17 protein-coding genes, 1 tRNA gene and 1 pseudogene are annotated in these 18,722 nt (G+C 67.9%); 7 read left to right on the top strand and 12 right to left on the bottom strand.

The annotated features are described in order from the left end of the window. Nucleotides 1–181 precede the first annotated feature (181 nt). Nucleotides 182–520 carry a hypothetical protein gene (locus FVE89_RS05545; RefSeq protein WP_160533042.1) on the bottom strand — a complete coding sequence of 113 codons (339 nt, stop codon included), beginning with the start codon at nucleotides 518–520 and terminating at the stop codon, nucleotides 182–184. A gap of 72 nt (nucleotides 521–592) precedes the next feature. Further along, complete coding sequence (locus FVE89_RS05540; protein WP_160533041.1) at nucleotides 593–1,024, bottom strand: CHRD domain-containing protein; 432 nt, start codon at nucleotides 1,022–1,024, stop codon at nucleotides 593–595. Nucleotides 1,025–1,257: 233 nt separating this feature from the next. On the opposite strand from FVE89_RS05540, the gene FVE89_RS05535 reads away from it, so the two are divergent. Beyond that, nucleotides 1,258–1,334, top strand: a tRNA-Met gene (locus tag FVE89_RS05535). Between the two features lie 268 nt (nucleotides 1,335–1,602). Then, nucleotides 1,603–2,711, top strand: a pseudogene (locus tag FVE89_RS05530) (IS5 family transposase). 153 nt (nucleotides 2,712–2,864) lie between these two features. Here FVE89_RS05530 and FVE89_RS05525 read toward each other — a convergent pair. Continuing rightward, nucleotides 2,865–3,380, bottom strand: coding sequence for a hypothetical protein (locus tag FVE89_RS05525; RefSeq protein WP_142585087.1), 516 nt, complete (start codon nucleotides 3,378–3,380; stop codon nucleotides 2,865–2,867). Between the two features lie 101 nt (nucleotides 3,381–3,481). Next, complete coding sequence (locus FVE89_RS05520; RefSeq protein WP_142585088.1) at nucleotides 3,482–3,814, bottom strand: hypothetical protein; 333 nt, start codon at nucleotides 3,812–3,814, stop codon at nucleotides 3,482–3,484. A 282-nt stretch (nucleotides 3,815–4,096) separates the two neighbouring features. On the opposite strand from FVE89_RS05520, the gene FVE89_RS05515 reads away from it, so the two are divergent. After that, nucleotides 4,097–4,450, top strand: a complete 354-nt coding sequence (locus FVE89_RS05515; RefSeq protein ID WP_059408488.1) for a hypothetical protein — start codon at nucleotides 4,097–4,099, stop codon at nucleotides 4,448–4,450. Between the two features lie 163 nt (nucleotides 4,451–4,613). Here FVE89_RS05515 and FVE89_RS05505 read toward each other — a convergent pair whose 3' ends face one another. Beyond that, the gene (locus FVE89_RS05505) at nucleotides 4,614–5,009 is read right to left on the bottom strand and encodes a hypothetical protein (protein ID WP_070998510.1); all 396 of its coding nucleotides are present in this window, start codon (nucleotides 5,007–5,009) and stop codon (nucleotides 4,614–4,616) included. A 262-nt stretch (nucleotides 5,010–5,271) separates the two neighbouring features. Between FVE89_RS05505 and FVE89_RS05500 the strand changes: the two genes are divergently transcribed. The 3 genes from FVE89_RS05500 to FVE89_RS30955 are packed head-to-tail and all read left to right on the top strand — an operon-like array spanning nucleotide 5,272 to nucleotide 8,249. Continuing rightward, nucleotides 5,272–6,855 (top strand): AAA family ATPase, encoded by a 1,584-nt coding sequence (locus FVE89_RS05500; protein WP_059407724.1) that lies wholly within the window; start codon nucleotides 5,272–5,274, stop codon nucleotides 6,853–6,855. 10 nt (nucleotides 6,856–6,865) lie between these two features. Then, on the top strand, nucleotides 6,866–7,567 hold the full coding sequence (locus FVE89_RS05495; protein WP_059407727.1) for a hypothetical protein: 702 nt from the start codon (nucleotides 6,866–6,868) through the stop codon (nucleotides 7,565–7,567). Next, complete coding sequence (locus FVE89_RS30955) at nucleotides 7,560–8,249, top strand: hypothetical protein (RefSeq protein WP_245364360.1); 690 nt, start codon at nucleotides 7,560–7,562, stop codon at nucleotides 8,247–8,249. Before FVE89_RS05495 ends, FVE89_RS30955 begins: the two co-directional genes overlap by 8 nt. Nucleotides 8,250–8,829: 580 nt before the next feature. On the opposite strand, the gene FVE89_RS05480 is transcribed toward FVE89_RS30955, so the two are convergent. The 6 genes from FVE89_RS05480 to FVE89_RS05455 form a co-directional block, all read right to left on the bottom strand. After that, entirely contained in the window at nucleotides 8,830–9,279 is a 450-nt protein-coding gene (locus FVE89_RS05480) for a hypothetical protein (protein ID WP_070998508.1), read from the bottom strand. 96 nt (nucleotides 9,280–9,375) lie between these two features. Then, nucleotides 9,376–10,326 carry a hypothetical protein gene (locus FVE89_RS05475; RefSeq protein WP_059407733.1) on the bottom strand — a complete coding sequence of 317 codons (951 nt, stop codon included), beginning with the start codon at nucleotides 10,324–10,326 and terminating at the stop codon, nucleotides 9,376–9,378. 147 nt (nucleotides 10,327–10,473) lie between these two features. Further along, nucleotides 10,474–12,513, bottom strand: a complete 2,040-nt coding sequence (locus tag FVE89_RS05470) for a hypothetical protein (RefSeq protein WP_059407734.1) — start codon at nucleotides 12,511–12,513, stop codon at nucleotides 10,474–10,476. 864 nt (nucleotides 12,514–13,377) lie between these two features. Next, a complete protein-coding gene (locus FVE89_RS05465; RefSeq protein ID WP_160533040.1) occupies nucleotides 13,378–14,973 on the bottom strand; it encodes a hypothetical protein in 1,596 nt (531 codons plus the stop codon). Then, nucleotides 14,970–16,016, bottom strand: a complete 1,047-nt coding sequence (locus FVE89_RS05460) for a hypothetical protein (RefSeq protein WP_059407737.1) — start codon at nucleotides 16,014–16,016, stop codon at nucleotides 14,970–14,972. The genes FVE89_RS05465 and FVE89_RS05460 overlap by 4 nt, the downstream gene beginning before the upstream one ends. Nucleotide 16,017: 1 nt before the next feature. After that, nucleotides 16,018–16,392: a MarR family winged helix-turn-helix transcriptional regulator gene (locus FVE89_RS05455; RefSeq protein ID WP_059407742.1), complete on the bottom strand. Its 375-nt coding sequence runs from the start codon at nucleotides 16,390–16,392 to the stop codon at nucleotides 16,018–16,020. A gap of 65 nt (nucleotides 16,393–16,457) precedes the next feature. Here FVE89_RS05455 and FVE89_RS05450 point away from each other — a divergent pair, with 65 nt between their 5' ends. Further along, complete coding sequence (locus FVE89_RS05450) at nucleotides 16,458–17,618, top strand: DUF4062 domain-containing protein (protein ID WP_107645287.1); 1,161 nt, start codon at nucleotides 16,458–16,460, stop codon at nucleotides 17,616–17,618. 81 nt (nucleotides 17,619–17,699) lie between these two features. Here the strand turns inward: FVE89_RS05450 and FVE89_RS05445 are convergent, their stop codons facing one another. After that, a complete protein-coding gene (locus FVE89_RS05445) occupies nucleotides 17,700–18,308 on the bottom strand; it encodes a recombinase family protein (protein ID WP_059407746.1) in 609 nt (202 codons plus the stop codon). Nucleotides 18,309–18,722 lie beyond the last annotated feature (414 nt).

Here is an 18,722-nt window from a genome sequence, read left to right as displayed (position 1 = left end):
AGCCCGACATAGGGCGCTGCCAAGTGAATGTGTATTCGTTATTCTCACGGCTGCGCGAGCGCGGTGCCCGCCTGAGCGCTTCCCGCGGAAGTGGATACCGGCTCGACGCGAGAGCGCGCCAGAACGGAGGCTCACAGCCATGTCCGGGCGCGCGATCGGACACGGCTGTGAGGCGATGCCGCTAATCCTCCTCGGGCGGATCCTCGAACTCCGCGCCCTCCGTATCGGGGGCGATCCGGAACCGGTACTCGTCGATGGCCAGGAAGGCGCGGTGGGCGAGCTGCGGATCGATCCCGTCGCGCACGACGAGCGTCTGGAACTCAATGAACAACCGGGCGATGCGCGCCTCTTCGGACAAGGTTGCCAGCGCGGACGAACTTGCGCCCGCGCGCATCATGTAGCGTTTCGCCGCTCCCGTTTCATCGGTGGCGGGCAGGACGACGACCTGCCCGGCGGTCTCGGGTTTGAGGTCAGCCCAGCGGACGGGCGTCCAGGCGATGATGGCCTCGGTCTGCTTCATCGGGAACTCCGGCAGGGGACGTCTCCGCCTACCGGTGCCGGCGACGCGCGTCGAGACAGCGGTTTCGGGCGCTCAGCGCGCGCGCATGACCTGACCGCGGATCTCGCCCTTCGGATTGGCTGCCGTGTGCAGATTGAAGTAGAGGCGGCCGGCTTCGAGGTCGGCGGCCTTGGCGTCGTCCAGGGTCGCCTCACCCGTGAACGGGCTGGCCGTGGCGGTGACCGGCACGAGGACGCCGGCATTTTCTCCCGGTTTGGCCGGGCCATGGAAATGGGCAGCGGTCACCGGACCTGTGAGATTGGTGTAGCTTCCTGTCCAGCTGAGGCGCTTGGTCGCCGGATCGAACGTCGCGGTGACCTCTCCGCTGCCCTTCGACTGCGTGGCGGGCACCTCGCTCGCTGCATCGAGGGTCGCGCGATAGGTGGCGTCGTTTCCGGCCGCGAGGGCAGCCGGCGCCGCCAGGGCGAGCAGGACAGCGAGGGATCGGCAGGCGTAACGTGTCATCGAACGCTCCAGGTCGGCCGGAATCTGAGCGAGCCTGGGTGGCACCTTAGCGCGGACCGTCGCTGGGAACAGGCCCGCCGGCCCGTCGGACGCGACGATGGTTCTGTTTGGTCTCGCGCGCCATATCGGCGTCGCAGCATGCGCATGATTTGCCCGCGCGAGACCGTTGACACGATGCGCCGCCCCTCCCTATACCGCCCTCGCTGACCGCCCGCAGGGCGGCATCGGTGCGTGGCGGGGTAGCTCAGCTGGTTAGAGCAGAGGAATCATAATCCTTGTGTCGGGGGTTCAAATCCCTCCCTCGCTACCAAAAATACTCTCAAAATCGCAGGAATTTACGTTCTAGGCCCTGGACCCATCGTCCGGGGCTTTCTCGTTCTCGGGCGGATCTCGGGCGGACTTTTTTGCACGCTTGCCGGGCGATCCGCCCGATTCCGAGCGTTCGGGCGGACCATCGGGCAGCCTCGCACCGCCCCTGTGTCCCGTTCCAGGGCACGGCCCAGCCGAACACCTCCAAAAACCTCGCGGTTTGAGGGGTTTCGTGGTGTGATGGCGTCGGCGGTCGGTGAGGTGCTGCGATGCGCGGTCAGCCCGGTTTTTCGACGTCGATGAGCGTCAGAAGGATCTCTCGGCCAAGGGCGACGCGCGGGAGCGGTTGAGCCGCATCGTCGATTTCGAGCTGTTCCGGGACGACCTCGCCCGTTCCGTGTCTCGTTCAGACGGATCGAAGGGCGGTCGCCCACCGTTCGACCTCGTCTTCATGTTCAAGGTGCTGATCCTCCAGGCCAGCCACTCGCTGTCGGACGAGCGCACGGAGTTCCTGATCACGGACAGGCTCTCCTTCATGCGCTTCCTTTTCATGCGCTTCTTTGGGCTCGGGCTGTCCGACCCGGTGCCCGACGCCAACACGATCTTGACCTTCCGCGAGGCGCTCACCCGGGCAGAAATTGCGGGAAAGCCGGCCATCGCAGTGCTGTTCTCGGTCTACGAGGCGGCCCCGCGGCACGCCGGTTTCCTGGCGATGGGTGGGCAGATCGTCGACGCGACCGTGATGGCCGCGCCCAAGCAGCGCAACACCGAGGCCGAGAAGGCGGATCTGAAGGCCAGCCGTGTGCCCGACGCCTGGAAGGCCAAGCCGGCCAAGCTCGCTCAGAAGGACCGCGACGCGCGCTGGACGATCAAATGGTCGAAGGCCACGCCGGCCGAGGACGGGGCGAAGCGCGTGGACATTGCCGTGCCGGCCTTCGGCTACAAGAACCACGTCGGCATCGACTGCCGTCATGGGCTGATCCGGGCCTGGACCGCCACCGACGCGGCTCGCCACGACGGGGCGCAGTTGCCCAACCTGGTGTCGAAAGCCAACACCGCCGGCGACGTCTGGGCTGACACCGCCTACCGCTTGAAGGCTAACGAGGCACACTTGGCGGGCAACGGCTTCCGCTCCCGCATCCATCGCAAGAAGCCGCCGGGCAAGCCGATGGCCAGGAACGTCGCCCGGGCCAACGGCGAGAAGTCGAAGGTCCGCGCGGCCGTCGAGCATGTCTTTGCCCGGCAGAAGGGGCCGATGAGGCTCGTGGTGCGGCCCATCGGCTTGGCGAGAGCTCGGACGAAGATCGGCTTGGCCAACCTGTTCTACAACATGACCCGTGCGGTGTGGCTCATCGGCTACCACGCGAGGACTGCCTGAGGGTCGGGATCGAGGGCTTATCGCCCCGCCTGGGACCAGCGTGAGGACAGCATCAGATCGCCAAAGCGCTCAGCGTCCCGCTGAACCCTCCCAGGGACCGCCGTCATCACGGTAATTGGAGGTCCCCAGCCGGTTGCCGGCGACGATCTGCGGTCACTCAGTCCAAGTGAGGCCGAGGCCGAAGGCGCGCCCGTCCAGATGCGCCTCCACCCACCGGGCGTCCGGATGCCGGTCGTAGACGTCGGCCGCGAACGTGGCCGCCTCCGCCGACTCGAACAGGTAGTATGCCACGGGGAGGTGCTCGGCCTGGCCCCGCTCCAAGATACGCTGGAGGTGCGCGACACCCCTGACGACAAGATAGCCGATCCCGCCGCGCTTCTTGCGGTACACGCCGATGACGACGGGGGCGCCGAAGAGATCGTTCATGTACGCGGCTGGGTCGCCGCCGGACCTCCTTAGCTCAGCGACGCGGCCCACGTGTTCGGCCCCCGTCGAGAACATGTCCGTCAGTTGCTGTTGGGTGAAGGGCATATCTGTCAGCCTCTTTAGACCGGCGGCGCCGGCGAGGCCTGCTGATATAAACACATCCCCTTTCACGAAGCTTAGCGAGAAAATGGATTTATTTGCGATAAATTGTAGTGATCTTGTCAGTTCATAGTATTTGGTCAAATTTGAGCGATGCTTCTAAATATTCGTTCATTTTCGCGGGCGCACAGGGGGCACACAGACCGGTGGCGTGATCCCTTTTTAAGGCAACCTCCGGATTTGACTTAAACAGGCTTCACCCCGCCGGTGACCTCAGCCACGATGGAGTCCAGCGTCGAGAGCCTGGACGGCACGACGATCCGGGCCTCCGGATCCCCGGCGAGCGACAGGCCAAGCTGGCCGCCCCCGGGGGCGTAGATTACCACCGGGTCGAGCTCAGATACCCATGCCCCCAGCATCCGGATGACCTCCGCCGCGAGGGCGGCGACCAGGCGCGCCTTGACGACCTCGAAGTCCGCGGGCCGGGTGACCGGTGGCGTCGGGCGGTCCCAGTCGGGATGGATAACTACGGCCTGGGGCAGCGTGATCCGCACGGGCGTCTCGGGGTAGATCCGCATCGCCATACCTCTGCCTGGAACCGTGCCCTTCGGCATCTTGCTGAACTTGGCTCACTCCACAATCCGCATCATCCCCTCCCCTCAGCTTTAGGCCGACCAGACGGCGGGCAGGGCGGCCCCCGTCCGGATTCGAGCGCCCCGGACCGCCAGGCGCTCCAGCGCGAGTTCGGTGTGCCCGCCCCGCGGGGTCGGGGATCTCGCCTCGCCGTCTACGTGCTCTGGCACGTGCCGTGGCACGTGCCGGGCTTGCTTCTCCGAGGGGGCGGGCCGAGAATCCGTGGCATGCCCGACGACGAGTATCCACCCGAGTCTATCCGCGTCCTCGCCGGCTTGGAGCCCCCGGTCCAGGACCCGAATGACCCCCGAGTGCGCTGGTGCCGGGAGTTCCTGGAGGACCCCCGCGAGCCCCTCCTTCCGGTCACCTCGCCCCGGGTTCGGGCTGCCCTGGAGAGCATCATGCGCGACATCGGGTTCTCGGAGGACATGATCCGGGGGCGGTTCCCCACCGCCCCCGGCGAGCGTGTCGCCCGGCCGATCGGGCCCGACTACAGCCTCGACGACATCCCCGACGACCCGCGCGCGCCAGGCGGCGTGAACGGGGGATCCCGGAAACCTGCGGGCAAGCCGATCGAGTAGGTCGGCGGAGGGTGCGGGGCGGCTCATGGGCAGGCCTCCCCCGCGGGAGTGGTCGCCCCGCTCGAATCCGAGCGGTCCAGCGCCGAGAGGATCCCCGTCGCGAGGACGCCCATCAGAAGGACGGCCGAACCGGCCGAGCACACGAAGAGGGTGAGCTCGCCCATCAGGCCGGGTCCCTCTGAAGGAGCCCGTGGCTCTCCAAGACGACCGTGACCGCCCCGGCGATCTGGCGGTCGTTCAGGCCGTCCAGCCGGGCGCGGTCGAGGACCTGGCGAACGAGGCGGATGGGCGACGTCTGCCCGTTGAACTGCCCGAAGAGCACCCGCTCGACGTCGGGGCGCGCGTCGGCGGGCAGCTCGGCGAGCCCGTCGCTGACCAAGTCGTGAAGGGTCACGACCGGCCGCATCAGGTCGGTGACGCTGGCCTCGACGAACGCCTCGACCGCCTTCTCGTCGCCGCAGCGCGCATCGCGGACCGCCTCGCGGAATGCCGTCTGCGCGGCCTCCGGCATGCGGTAGAAGTCCCAAGCCGACCTGTGCTCCCAATACTTGTGCGCCATCACCCGCTCCCGCCATCGGCATCGCCAGGATAGCACTCTGAGCGATTCGGAACGGGACGGCGCGGTCGCCCATCGCCCAGGGAAAACCTAACCTTCTCTGGGACTTCCGATTGCGCACCGGGGCCGCCCCAGGCATGGTGGAGCCTCACCGGAAGGACGACCCCCGTGACCCTCGCTCGCTGCTTAAAACGGATAGCCCGCACCGCCTGAGCCCTGCTCGGCGCCCGTCTGCGCGTGCCCTCCGTTTCCAGCGAGCCTCCCCATGACATCCGACGACTTCCAGCGCCTTGCCCGGCGTGCTGCCCGGCAGGCTGCCTACAAGGAAAGTGAAGAGCATTTCCGGCGCGACATCGTCTACGCGTCGAACGGATTCCCCACGCTGGGGCAACTGTTCGCCGGAGCGATGCCGGCGGGCGGGACAGTGACGGAGGATGCCCGACGCTGGACGTCAGACCTCCTGAACTCGGCCATCGGCAAGCAGCTGTCAGATGCGCTCAAGGACGCCCTGGAGCTGCTCGGGAGCGAGCCGTGCCCCCGTTATGCCGAGGAAGTCGAGGCCCTCGCGCTGCAGGAAGGAAAGTTCAATCCGAACATCGCGCTGGAGGACCTGTGCGGCGAGATCGCCGACCGTGCAACGCTCTACGGCGCCATGCTGGCTAACCCTCAAGCGGCCGCCCGGGCCGTCGCGCTGCTGAGCGACACACTGCACAGCTACGCACACGTGGCGCAAAGCGATCCCGTCGCCGTGCGCGAGATCGCCGTCACGATGCTTCAGTGCGTGGCGCTCTGCCAGCGCGACCTCGTCCCGCCGATCGACCTTGAGCTAATCCCGTCCTGGCAGCTGACGCGATCGACCGCCCGCCGCGTCCTGGAGATGATCGCCAGCGTGGCCGCCCCGCCGGAGGAGCTGCTCCGTGCGGCCGATCCCCCTGACGATAAGTATGCGGATGCTCGTGTCATCCCGGACGACAGCCCTGTCCCGGGGTTCGTGGACGCGCGGCATCCCACGCGTGTCGTGCTGCCCACAGCTCTCGAATCGAAGAAGCCGGCCGGCGCCGCGCGGGCACTTGTCGGCCAGGCCCTTCCGCTGCATCGCATGCCAGACATCACCGTACTGGGCGAGCACCTCGTGGCGCGGCGGCCATGGCTCGCGACGCAGATCGCCCGCATTCTCGGTACGCTCGCTGGGCGGGACACCGTAGCCGTCCCGAACCTGCTCCTCGTCGGAGCGCCCGGAACGGGAAAGACCGAGCTTGCGCGGGACATCGCCGAAGGCCTGGGCGTGCCAACGGTCGTCTACGGATGCGCCGGGATCGCGGACTCCTCGATCTCGGGAACGTCGAAGCAGTGGTCTACGGCTCGGCTCAGCCTGTTCACGCAGCTCCTCGTCGATAACCAGTCCGGCGATGGCATCGTCATCCTCGACGAACTGGACAAGAGTGGAGCGACGGGTGGACACAATGGATCCCTCAGGGAGGCGATCGTCGCCGTGGGCGAACTATCGGCCCGCCGCCGCTTCTTCGATCTTGGGGTCGATGGGGTCGTCGACATCAGCGGTGTGTCGCTCGTTGCCACTGCCAACGACGTTGCAAGCCTTCGGGGCCCCCTGCTCGACCGTTTCGCGGTCGTCGAGATCCCCGGCCCCCGGCGGCAGGACCTCCCGATCGTCGCCAGAGGCATTATCGAAAAGATGAGGTCCGAGATGGGGGACGGCAGGTGGCTCGGCGACCTAGACGCAGCTGAGCTCGACAGCCTCTCGTCCTGGCGCGGCGGCTCGATCCGTCCCCTCCGCCGCGCCGTCGAGCATCTCGTCGCGCTTCGTTCAGACCGTCGCTTCGCGCACTGAGGAGGCCGCCATGGACATGCGTGCCCGCCGGGCCGCGCGCGAGCTGCGCAGCTACCTCGAACTCCTATACGGCAGCCAACCCGCGCTGCGCATCGTGCAGCACCCCACACCGGAGGGCCAGACCTTCATTCGTCTGTCCTGCACGGGACTGGAGCCGCCCATGCCGGGGGACACCGGGGACGACGGCCAGACGTACTCGGATGTGCCGCCTCATGCCTTCACGCGGCGGCACATGGACGTCGTTACGCAGATCGCTGAACGATACGTGGCCATCCGTTCAGACAGGTACCTCCCGGGGGGCGGCCTGGTCCCTGAGGACCATGGCGACATGTGCGACCGCATGTGGGCGGAGTACGGAGAGCTATTTCCATCCGGCACAGTAGAAGTTGGCGTACCATGGCAAGAGCTTGCCTGCGCCGGCGCATCTACCATGCGGTTTCACGGTGTCCTGAACGGCATCGTGACAACGCAGCTCAAGAGTAAGTTCGCCAGCCTACGCTGGTACATGAGCGGCAAGAACAACGTCGATACCGAAATGCTGGAGTTGATCCGTTCAGCTCTGGAGACGCTGTCCGTCGTCGTCTGCGAGCATTGCGGTGCGCCGGGCATTCACCGCCCGGGGGGATGGCACATCATCCTCTGCGACTCCTGCCACGAGGTACGCGAACAGGAGCGCAAGGCGGCCAAGGCCAAGAACAAGAAGGGTGGCTGATGTCTACTGGAACCTCACCCGCCGCTGTTGGTCGGTCCGCGACGGCGGCCGAGTCGTCGACCACGTCGCGGAAATTGCGCTCGTCGGCGTGAGGTTCCGGGCGAGCGAGGCCAGCCGCCTTCGCTGCCTCGGGACCGCGGTCCGAGACGTCCACGCCTGGGCCCGCGGGATCCCGCTCGCAGGCGTGCCGCGGCCGGCCGGGGCCATCCCTTTCACGTATCGTCTCGGCCAACCGGGATTCCGCATCCCGGACGACAGCATCCTCACCGCCGCGGCCGCCGCCTGGTTCGATCAGGACGGCCGGGCGTGGTGCCTCGCCCCCCGTTCGGAAGAACCTGTCATGCGTGCCGTCGCCCTCGCCATTGCCCTGGCCGCCCTCGCCGTCCCGGCGGCCGCCGACACGACATGGCTCCTGCCGCCGCCCGGGCTGTACTGCCCGAGCGCCGGAGAGAACGTCTTCGCGATCGTCGTTGGTGATGATCGGGGGCTGGGGATCGACGGGCTCGACTGCAAGGCTGTCCGGTTGCGACACGGGCGGGTGACGGCGGCCACGTGCTTCGCGAACGGCGGCTCGGAAGTGAGCCTGGACACCGACCTGCTCATCCTACCGAGCGGCGCGATGCTCCACGACTCGGTCCTCTTCCGGCGGCGTCAGGGGCCGCCCCCCTGCCCGACGAGGTGACCGCTAGTCCCTCTCACGAACCGATCCGATGATGGCGCCGAGGAGATCGTCATGCGCCCCCTGTCCCTTCGTGACCTCGTCCGGCGGCGGGCGGATGCCAGCCGCGACATCGACTTGCTGAGCTCGGGGTGGATTCCGGACGCGCGAACGCTCGCCGAGGCACCGTGCCTGTCCGACTACGTAGAGACCACGTACCCGGGCACGGACCTGCCGTGCCTCCACGGCTATGTCAGCGGGCATCCCCTGCTGCCCCCGGGTCCGGTCACGACCAGCCCGATCCTCGCCAGGGGGCCGGGATGGATCCGAACGGAGTCGCGGTGGTACGTCATCGGGGATCCACTCCGGATCCCCCCAGAGCCCGCGGCTCCGGACGCCCAGCCCAAGCCTGCCCCGGAGCATCATGACCTGCCCAACGGCGGGGTCACCACGCCCGACGGGTTCGTGGGCTTCTAGCCCTTGGCGGCCTCGCGGAGGCTGGCGGCATCGAGGGCAAAGGAAGCGAAGTACGCTTCGGTATCATTTTGCCGCATCGGTCGGCGGGGGCGGCGCGGGGCCGCCCCGGCGCAGATTTTCTAATGGGTCAGACGCCCGGGATGAGGGGCTGGCGGGTCGCCTGCGCGCCCCGGCAGAAGTGCTCGGCAAGCCCGGCTATTCCCGCAGACGTGAGGTGCGGATGGAACGCCGTGACGATACGGCCGTCCTCGCGCCGGACTTCCTTGGGGCACTGCCGGATCCATCCAGCCTTGGCGCCCGCCATCGTGGAGCGGAGCCGTTCACGCTTCCCGACGCCGATGCCACCGAGCTTCGAGAGGGTCTGGCGGACCCGGCGGACGTTCACGCCGCGGCGAATGAGCTCGGCCAGCGCCGAGGTGTCGTCCATGCCCTCGTCGACGATGACCCCGACGGCACGCTCGGCGAAGCGCCGGACGGCGTGGTCAGTGGCCCGGGCGCGGATCCCCCGGGGATTGCCGCGCTGGGGCTGGCTGACGAATGTGGGGGAGGCTGGGACGGACGTAGGGGCTGGCGGCACGGGGATCGCTCCTGTGCCCCGAGCGTCCCCCGACCGCGGTATTCGGATAGCCCGGGTTCCCCATGTCGTGGGGCTGTCGGTCCCGGCCGGGCAGCCTCAGCGGAGGTAGGTGCCCTTCTTCATCATGTGCGCCAGGTTGTCGTTGAGCTGCTGGCTCATGATCTCGGGCACGCGCGAGGCGGCATCGGAGCAGGCCTCGTCCCACGGCTTCTGCAAGATGGGCTTATACAGGGCCTTGTCGACAGCAAGGAACAGCACCCTGGGGTGGTCGACGTCCTTGAGCTTCCGGCCGATCCGGCGCAGGTCCCCGCCCCGGGTCTGGATGACCTGGTCCAGCGCCGAGTGCCCCCGATGGAGGACGTCCTGCTCGGTCACGGGCACCCGGGGCGGCCGGGCGATGTAGCCCTCATGGGCCTGCCCGTGGATCTTGATGGCCCCGTAGTAGACGCCCCACCGCCCCTGCGTGCCCGAGCGCTTCGGCGAACGGTCGGCCGAGACCTCGCGCGCCAACCGGGACAGGAATGCCCGGGGCACCCCGCCATCCTTCGTGGGGCGGACGCCCTGCGTCTTCGTGATGTTGTCCCACCACGGGATGAGGATCCGGTTCCGCGCGAGCCCGACGTCGCCGGGAAGGCGGATGTTCGGCTCCATGCCGAAGAGATACTTCAAATAGACCGACTGCTTGGCCTTCACGAAGAAGTGGGCGTAGACGTCCTCCGGGCTGCGCTCGCCCCTTTCCAGAGCGTTCAGCTCCGCCTTGCTCAGTCGCTTGTAGGCGACCGCGGATTCGGTCCACGGCGACCTGCGCTTCATGGTCGAGTGGAAGCGGTAGCGGATGTTGAGGACGGCCTGCCGGGCAACCTCGTCCACTGCCCAGCCCGCGGCACGCCTGTACTTGGCCATGCCCCGGTTCGGGTCGGTCATGCCGACCGTTCGGACGAACTCATCCCTCCAGCGGTCGATCGCCTCGCCGAGGTCGAGCGCGAGGTCGACGCCATCGAAGCCGTCGAGGTTGAAGCCGGAGGAGGATTGCTTGCGGCGTGCCATGCCGGGGAGGCTGCCACGGGGCCCGTGTCCCGGTCAGCGCCACGCAGGGGCCCGAAATAGATGAAGGCCTCCCCGGCGATCCGGAGATGCCTTCGAGATGTGCTGCATCTCGCCCGAACCCCAGGCGTCCCGACAATACCGCGTCGCCTAGGCTGCCACAAGCGCCAGGGAGCGGCGAGGCGTAGTCCAGCCCCCGGAGGCATCCGCGTAAGCCTCGGCCTCGCGAGAAAGGTCCAGCTGGGGCAGCGGGGCGGCCCTGGAAGGGGGCGCGAGGCGGCACTGACCCCGAGCGCCATCTCGCCGGGCAGACCGTCTGGCGGGCCCGACGATGGGCCTGGAGAGGTCCTGGAGAGCCGCCTGGGCAAGCACCGCATCGGCGGGGTCGACGCAGCCGGGATCCCCGACGAGGTCCCATGCCGCATCCCTGTGCCACTCCCACGTCCCGCTGGCCGTGGTCACGGTGGCGAACCAGTCCGACCAGCGCTGGACCACGACCTCTCCGGGAGCCGGCAGGGGCGCCAGTGAGGCGGGGCGGGCCTCACGCGAGGCAGAGCCCACAATATAGCGTGACGCGAACCCGACAGGCTCGACAGCCTCATCGATCCCGGTGGCGTTAGCCAGGACCTCGGACTGCGTCTCGGCCACGATGGAGGACCGCTCCAGAGCCTCGGCATCCCGGGCGGCCCTCAAGGTCTCGGCATCGATCGCGCCGTCGAGCCCGTAATCGGCGGAGGCGAGGCGCATGGCGAAGAGGACCGCCTCCTTGCCCAGGTCGTGGCAGGCGCAGATCTCGGCGAGGCTCATGCCGGCCGCTCGCTGCCCCATCGCGTACATGCCGATCGCGAGCCGTTGATCGGCCGAATCCGAGGCGCTCTCGATCCCGAGGCGACGTCGGCGTGCCGCTTGCCGCTCAGCCGGCGTCATGGCCTTGCCGCCGCCGGGGAACAGGGCGCGCAGACCGAAACGCTCCGCCTGCTCCACCTGGATGTCAAGAAGGTCGACGATCGTCGCGGCCTTGTGGTTGTACAGGATGGACTGCTCGACACCCTCGAACTCGTCGGTCTCGCCAGCCTCGTGGCGGCGCTGGCGCCGGTCGAGCGTCCCGAGGGCGCTGAGCGCCTCCTTCTCGGTCAGGCCCGCGAGAGGCGCGAGCTCGGCGGCCCAATCCTCACGCCGTCCGCCCCGGACGTGCGCGGTGGCGTTCGCGGTCAGGAACAGCCACAGCTCGCGCCTGCCCTGGGGCGGGCCGCCCATGCCGTCCCGCCACGCGTACAGGTCGCGCAGGATCCCGACCCACCGACCGGCCGGACCGGCATGGCGACGGGGACGCGCAGGAGCCGGATTGTCGTTGGCGGCCGCGGCGGTTTGGGCCTCGGCACGGGCCCTTCGGCGCTCCTCGATCTCGCGCCGGGACACGGGCAGGATGGCGTCGGCCAGGGCGTGGAACGAGTAGCGCGTCGCGTCCGCAAATGCGGCGGGCGCGATGAGCCGGGCCATAGTCCTGCTCTTCACGTTCATGCTCCCGACGAGCCGCACGACGCGGGCGCTGTCGCGGCAGACGCGGTCGAGACCGGCGTCGCGGAACAGGCGCCACATGGGCAGGCGCTTGGCCTCGATCGCATCGAGCTCGGGGTCGGCGTGCCTGCGCCGAACCTTGGGCATGCCGTTCGTGGCGAGGTCCGGCCCATGCAGGGCATCGTAGACTGCGCGCACACGCGCCCACGCGGCAGCCTTCACGCCGTCGCATGCCCACGTCCCCTGCAGGCCGCATCCCGAGGCGACCCAGATCGAGGGCAGCGGGATCCCGGCGGCGACCATCGCCTCGATCAGGAGGTCGCGCACGGCCTCGGGCGCCCATCCATAGAAGGGTTGGCTCTCGTTCTTCTGGTAGTCCCAGTCGAGAACGAGCGAGCCGACCGCCTTGAGGCACTCACCCGTGCGCCGGCGACCCCAGAAGCGGTTGAGGCTGCTGTACCGGTCCTCGGCGCCATGCTGCCTCAGGACGGCATCGGCCGGGTCGAGCGTCTCGCCCTCGAAGCGCTCGCCGTCGTCGTCGGCAACCTTCGTCCCGACCCAGGCGCGCCCGATCGACCCCTTGGGGTGCAGCCATGCGACATGGGCTGCCCGCAGGTGGGCTCGGGTGGCCTGGCAGGGTGTGGTGGAGGTCTGCGCGTCGGGCGTCATCATCTGGGGTCGGATCGAGTTGACGATGGGGCAGCACACCCATCGACGAAGCTACGGTACGCGCGTCGCTGGCCAACTCCAAACCGGGCATCCTGCGGCCGACTACCGAGCCTGCCCGCTCCTAAGAGGCGCACCGTGGCGGGGGGCCGCCCATCCCACGCATGGGCCATCGCGCGCGCGAATCGGACGCCTCGCATGACGGGCGCGCCGTGGCTTGGATCGGGACACGCCTCGCCCGGCACGGTCGCCCCCGTTGTCAGGGGAGACAGGGTCGAGGGCATGCGCGCGTGGAGTAGACGGCCGCCGTCGGCGGAGGGTGCCCCTGCCTCCGCGAGGGTAGCCTGCCCCCGGGGCACCCCCTCCCCCCGGGGGGGGCAGTCGGGTCACAACGTTTCCTGCCGATATGTAAGGAAGATGTCCCGTCAGGTTGTTGCCGAGTTCAAAAACGAACTGGTCTTCACCGCTCACTATTCCTCGGAATAGGATGGTTTCGGACCACTTGGCCGACGGCTACACCGTCAAGTGGGTCAGATCGACGTACGGGCGGAAAATGCTTGCGCGTAGTGATCGTCCGCGGTGACGATCTTGGAATGTCGTCGGCTCGCCCTGGTACACAATCGCTGCGTCGGCCAAATTCGGAGCGTCGATGACTGAGTTCGTCAGCGATCGGATGCGTATGCTTGCAAGGATCCGCCTCTGGTCTCCGAAATTAACGTCCATTTAAGCCCTAGCCTTGGCCTACCAAGAGCTACCACGGCCGATGCCGGTCTGGCAGCTTCGGACGTCGCTCGGTCCCCAGTGGGCTGCGTCGCCACCAAGATCCACCGGCGCCGCCGCCAGCGGGTCGCTGCTGTGCTCGGTCGCGGATCACGATCCCGGTCTGGTCCAGCCTGGCGTGCTCCACGAGATGACCCGAGGCTTCGTTGGCAGAGGCTCGGGGCGAGGAGGCACGGGGTTCGGCTTGCGGGGGCTCAGTGGCGCGATACCCATCAGCGTCTCCACCTTCTCCAAGGTGAACGACACCTCCGTAAAGCCAAGGCGCTCGACGGCCTTTTGTGCCTCAAGGAGGAGCTTCGGGGCATCCGGGTCGCCGGCTAGGTGCGCCTCCCGAGCCAGGAAGACGCGAGCATGGGCGCTCGGCATGGGCATGTGTGCTTTTCGGAAACCTTCCGCGGCCTCCAGGTAGAGCTGACGGCCCTTGGCCAGGTCCCCGGACCGGAAAGCCACCATTCCGTTGTTCGCCCCGGTCAGGTGCCTGAAGGCAGGGGACGCTTTTTTGGCGTCGATCTGGCGCAGGAGCTTGCTGGCCTCGGCCAGACGGTTCTGGGACGCCATGACGAAGGCACGGACGTTCAGCAGGATTGGCGAATCCGAGTTGCGTTGAAGGCCTCGGGCCGACAGCTCCTCCGCCTTCGGGAAATCCTCCGTGAAAGCGGCCGTGCTCGCGCCGAACTCGTAGGGCCGGAGCGAGAAGGGATCGACACGGGACCAAGCCTCGCAGGCGCACGGGACGTCGTCGAAGCGGGCCCTTCGATAGAGATGGAAGGCCTGGGCCTCGTGAGCCTCCGACACCGTGTCCAGTCGCTCGTGCGGGACGAGATCGACGCCGAGGTGCCGGGTCGCCCACTCACCCTGCGCCAGCGAGCTGCCGGTCGGGTCGACCATGCTCGTGCGGAACATGCGCCTGGATCGCTTCACTCCACCGCCGAGGAGGTCGGCCGTACCGATCGCGCCCGCGAGCTCGGTGATCTGGTGGGGGAACATTCCCCCGTCATCGACGAAGCGGACGCCTTGCTTGAAGAAGGTCGGATCCCGGTCGGCAAGCTCGGCCAAGGCGATCTCCGCGGCGAGCAGCCACGGGTCCCCCCGGGTCGCGGCACTCCTTCGCACGATGTCGTGCGCGCGCTCTGGGTCCCCCATGTGCAGGAACAGCCGCGACGCCGAACGCAGCACGTGCCGGTTGTCGGGTGAGAGCTGAAGGGCGACACGCATCGATCGCTCCGCCCGCTTGTCCCGCCCGGCAACCGTCTGGTGAAGTGCCAGCTCGACCCATGCCAGCGCGTCGTGCGGGTGCAGCCTCGTCAGGTCCCGCCACGCGGTGGCGTCGGTCGGCCGCGCATGCACCAGCTTGTCGGGCACCTCCTCGCCGTTGCGGCGGAGGAGTTCCGCCGCCTGGGCCCTGACGAGCGGCGCGGCGGTGCTGGCGGGGGCAATCAGCCGGCGCGCTGCGTTGAGGGCCTCTCCCTCCCGGCATTCGACGATCGCTATCTCGACGAGCTCGGATGCGGAGACGATGCTGGGAAACATTCGCCAACGTTCGAGACGTTGCACCATTTCGGGCGAGAGGTGGGGCGCCGGCTTCGGGGTCCCCCTTAGCCCGAGCTCGCGCGCGCGCAAGGTGAGCGCAAGGCTCCTCCACCGTGGGACGAGACGACGTTGCGTCGCGAGGGATTCCGGCGTCATGCGGCCCTCCCGGTACGCATGAGGATGCTGAGCCGCTTCGCAGCCAAGTCCATCCTCGAAACGTACCGTTCGAGCGAGAACTGGGTGGACTGGCCGAGGTGGTCGGGATGCCCCCGGCGCTGGAGGTCCGGGTCGCAGAACTCGCGCACCAGGCCGAGCACGTCGGCGCGGACGCGCTCGTCGATGAGCGGGCTCACATCCGCCAGGACTGCGGAAAAGGCGTTCCGCACGTATGGCAGGACCTGCTCGTAGGTCCCGCCCCAGGCGCGGGGATGATGCTGCGGATCCAGCTTCGAAAGGAGGAGGGGCGTGATGTTGACCCCGGAGAACAGGAAGGCGGCGAGGTTTCCCAGCATGTAGAGATCGCAACCGATCCGGCGGTTGGTGAACTCGGGGTGCACGAAGCCGAACAGCTGCTCGGGCGGGGCATACCCGCGGTCGCCGGCGATCTTGAAGTCGTCGTGGGCGGCCGGCTGGCCCTTCCGCGAGGACCGCCCGAAATCGGCGACCTTGAAGGAGGGGCCCGGATAGGCGAGCACGTTCGACGGCTTGCCGTCCTGATGGGCGATCATCTCCTTGTGGACCTGCCAGAGGCCGAGCGTGATGTCCTTGAGCGCATGCATGCACCACAGGGCGTCGCACGCGGTGCTGGTGTCCATCTGCACCCGGACGTCGCCCTCGGCCATCTCGAAGATGAGGTAGAAGACGCGTCCCTCCATGGGGCCCATGCCGGGCACCTGGACGTCGCCGTGGTCGAGGGCGATCACGACCTTCGAAAGCCTGCGCCCGCGGCAATGATCGAGGATGGCGCGCTCGTGGTTGTAGCAGGCGATGAGCTTCTGGATCTCGTTCGCCATGTCGACGTCCGGCTGAAGGGCCGGCGAGAAGTCGAACGCCTTCAGGAATCCGACGGCGGCGCCCTTCTCCGCGATGTAGCTCTGCGAGAACATCCCGCCGGTCGCGGCGGGACCGCGCTGGAGGTGCCTCGTCACCTTCCACCCGTTCTTCAGTTCGAGGCCGAGGAGCTTGTCGGCTGCCGACATGTCAGTGTCCCTTCGAGTGGCGGGTTGAAGGCCCGGGGCCCGTCATCCTGGTGACGAGATCCCGGCCGGCGGGTGTCAGCGTGAGCGCTCTCTTGCGCGGATCGGTCAGGGAGACGCCCTGGTCGATCAGCGGCTCCTTGGGGCCGGCGCCGGATGCAGACTGGTAGCGCCCAAGCAGCACGGCGACGAAGCGGCTGGCCGATTGCTGCGGAACGCCCATCCGCTCCGCCAGGTCGTTCACCGACAGGTTCGGCTCCGCCGCGATCGTCAGTAGCGCCAGGAGCTGCGGCAGCGACAGCTCGTCACCCGCGGCGGCGATGGCATCGCGCAGGTCCCTCAGTCGCTGCGTATCGTCGGCTTCAAACGGCGTGCCCACACCAACCTCTTGTTCTTACCCATTTTTGGGTGCATATCACCAAAACGAGTACGAACACAAGCGCGATGTCCATGATCCCGTGGCGTCGGGCGTCACGCAGAGGCGGTCACCCTATGAAGATCTTTGTCAGCTCACTCATCTCCGGCCTGGAGCCGATCCGCGACGCGGCCCGCTCCGCGATCGGCGATCTCGGCCACGGGGTCATTATGGCAGAGGATTTCGGCGCACGTCCGGCATCGCCGCAGGTCGCCTGCCTCGAAGGAATCCGCCACGCCGGCCTCGTCGTGCTGATCCTCGGCAAGTCCTACGGGGCGAAGCAGGAGTCCGGCCTCTCGGCCACGCATGAGGAATACAGGGAGGCGCGCCAGACCAGACCCGTGATCGCCTTTGTCCAAGAAGGCGTCGATCGGGACGATGACGAGGCCGCCTTCGTGGCAGAGGTTCAGGGTTGGAGCGGCGGTTTGTTCCGCGGCGGGTTCAGCGGGCCCGACGACCTGCGGGGCAAAATCGTCCGGGCCGTGCACCAGTACGAGATGTCCAAAGCCGCCGGGCCGGTCGACGAAGGAGCAATGCTCGATCGCGCGATTGGCATGTTGCCTAAGGATAGCCGAAGCCACTCGACCGGCCAGAAACGCCTGTCCATCTCGGTCGTCATGGGCCCGGAGCAGTCGATCCTGCGGCCGAGCCAGATCGAGGATCGCGACCTGGCGGAGCAGCTGCTGCAGTGGAGCCTCTTCGGCAGGACCCAGATCCTCGACCGAGGCAAGGGCATCGGGGATGTCGTCGAGGGCGGTGCGCTCGTGATCCGTCAGGAGCGCGATGCCGCCGTGACGATGATGCCGCAGGGGCACATGCTGTTGACGCTGCCGCTCCCGCGCTCGGACGATATGATGGGGGCGGTCATCGAGGAGGATGTCACCGACCTGGTGACGCGGATCCTCCGTTACGCGGTGGCGGTCCTGGACCGGATCGATCCGACCCAGCGTCTCACGCACGTCGTCCTGGCGGCCTCGATCGCCGACGCCCAGTACATGATCTGGCGCACCCGCAGCGAGGCGAACGCGAACAGAGGCTCCGTCAGCCACGGTTTCGGCCACAAGGAGCCGGGTCCGGTGACCCTGTCGCCGGCCCTGCGTACCCGGGCCGCCATCAAGCATGACGAGCGCGACCTAGTTGAGGATCTCGTGACGTTGCTCCGCCGGGAATACCGGACGAACACCAACTGACGTCGGCGTGTGGGGCCGCAGGGTCCCTTCCCTGGGCCCGCAGTGACATCCGGTGCGCGCTATGAGCGGAGCCGCCGGAGGCTACGGGGCCGTCGATCGGATCCCGGATCGCGGGATCCCATCCGATTGCCGTGCGAGGGTTCGGTAGACGGTGGGCCGCGAGACGGAGAACAGCTCGGCGAGGTCGGCGATCGCGTATTCTCCCGTGTCGTTCATCCGGCGCAGCTCTCGCTGCTGCTTCTCGGTGAGCTTGGGCTTCTTGCCCCTGAGTTTTCCCCGGGATCTGGCGATCGCCATCCCCTCGCGGGTGGGCAGGCGGATCAGGTCGCTCTCGAACTCGGCGAAGGTGGCCAGGATGTTGAAGAACATCTTCCCCAACGGATCGGCCGGATCGTAGACGCTCGCCCCCAAGGCCAGCTTGATCCCTCGCCCGGCGAGCGCGTCGGCGATGGCACGGGCGTCCGGAACCGAGCGGGCCAGCCGGTCGAGCTTGGGGACCACGAGGGTGTCGCCTGTCCGGGTGGCGGCCAGCGCCTGCGCCAGGCCCGGGCGATCCCTGTTCGTGCCGGTCAGCCCGTGGTCGGTGTAGACCCGTTCCGGTGCGACCCCGAGCCCTTCGAGGGCGGCGCGCTGGGCCGCCAGATCCTGCCGGTCGGTCGAGCATCGGGCATAGCCGATCAGAATCGTCATGGCGAGAAGTGTACGATTGGCCCCCCGCCACTGAAAGGATCAGCGTACGGGTCTTGTGAGACGGTCACCCGCTCGGGAGGCCCGTATCACCGGCGGCGGATCCCAGGCGTCTGTTGGACGATCCCGTTACGGACAGGCGTTCTGACCGGTAGTGGCCGTAAGCGGAATGGCTGCTTCAGAGGAGGTTTTCTGGGAAAGCAGACGGCCTCCTGAAACCCCGTCGCAGTCGTTCACGACCGACGCGGTAGCCCTTGAAAGCGGAGGTGACAGGGCTCTTGAGGCCACATGCTCGTGGTCGTTTGCGGAATTCCTGGCACAGGCAAGACGACCCCGGGGATGGCCCTCACGGTCTGGCGTCTCGCCGCCTCTGGAGGACAAGAGAGCGGCGCTCTTCAATCGCTGTGGCAGGTTTGA

This window comes from Methylobacterium sp. 2A (assembly GCF_009806555.1).
GTDB lineage: Bacteria > Pseudomonadota > Alphaproteobacteria > Rhizobiales > Beijerinckiaceae > Methylobacterium.
Note: the sequence above shows the minus strand (reverse complement) of the source record. Positions and strands in the feature narration are given on the sequence as shown.

Coding starts and splice junctions, on each gene's coding strand:
- FVE89_RS05475 (WP_059407733.1), bottom strand. CDS start 10,326: ATGGCACGCCGCAAGCAATCCTCCTCCGGCTTCAACCTCGACGGCTTC.
- FVE89_RS05500 (WP_059407724.1), top strand. CDS start 5,272: ATGACATCCGACGACTTCCAGCGCCTTGCCCGGCGTGCTGCCCGGCAG.
- FVE89_RS05445 (WP_059407746.1), bottom strand. CDS start 18,308: ATGACGATTCTGATCGGCTATGCCCGATGCTCGACCGACCGGCAGGAT.
- FVE89_RS05520 (WP_142585088.1), bottom strand. CDS start 3,814: ATGCGGATCTACCCCGAGACGCCCGTGCGGATCACGCTGCCCCAGGCC.
- FVE89_RS05545 (WP_160533042.1), bottom strand. CDS start 520: ATGAAGCAGACCGAGGCCATCATCGCCTGGACGCCCGTCCGCTGGGCT.
- FVE89_RS05495 (WP_059407727.1), top strand. CDS start 6,866: ATGGACATGCGTGCCCGCCGGGCCGCGCGCGAGCTGCGCAGCTACCTC.
- FVE89_RS05450 (WP_107645287.1), top strand. CDS start 16,458: ATGTCCATGATCCCGTGGCGTCGGGCGTCACGCAGAGGCGGTCACCCT.
- FVE89_RS05505 (WP_070998510.1), bottom strand. CDS start 5,009: ATGGCGCACAAGTATTGGGAGCACAGGTCGGCTTGGGACTTCTACCGC.
- FVE89_RS05515 (WP_059408488.1), top strand. CDS start 4,097: ATGCCCGACGACGAGTATCCACCCGAGTCTATCCGCGTCCTCGCCGGC.
- FVE89_RS05540 (WP_160533041.1), bottom strand. CDS start 1,024: ATGACACGTTACGCCTGCCGATCCCTCGCTGTCCTGCTCGCCCTGGCG.
- FVE89_RS05460 (WP_059407737.1), bottom strand. CDS start 16,016: ATGTCGGCAGCCGACAAGCTCCTCGGCCTCGAACTGAAGAACGGGTGG.
- FVE89_RS05465 (WP_160533040.1), bottom strand. CDS start 14,973: ATGACGCCGGAATCCCTCGCGACGCAACGTCGTCTCGTCCCACGGTGG.
- FVE89_RS05470 (WP_059407734.1), bottom strand. CDS start 12,513: ATGATGACGCCCGACGCGCAGACCTCCACCACACCCTGCCAGGCCACC.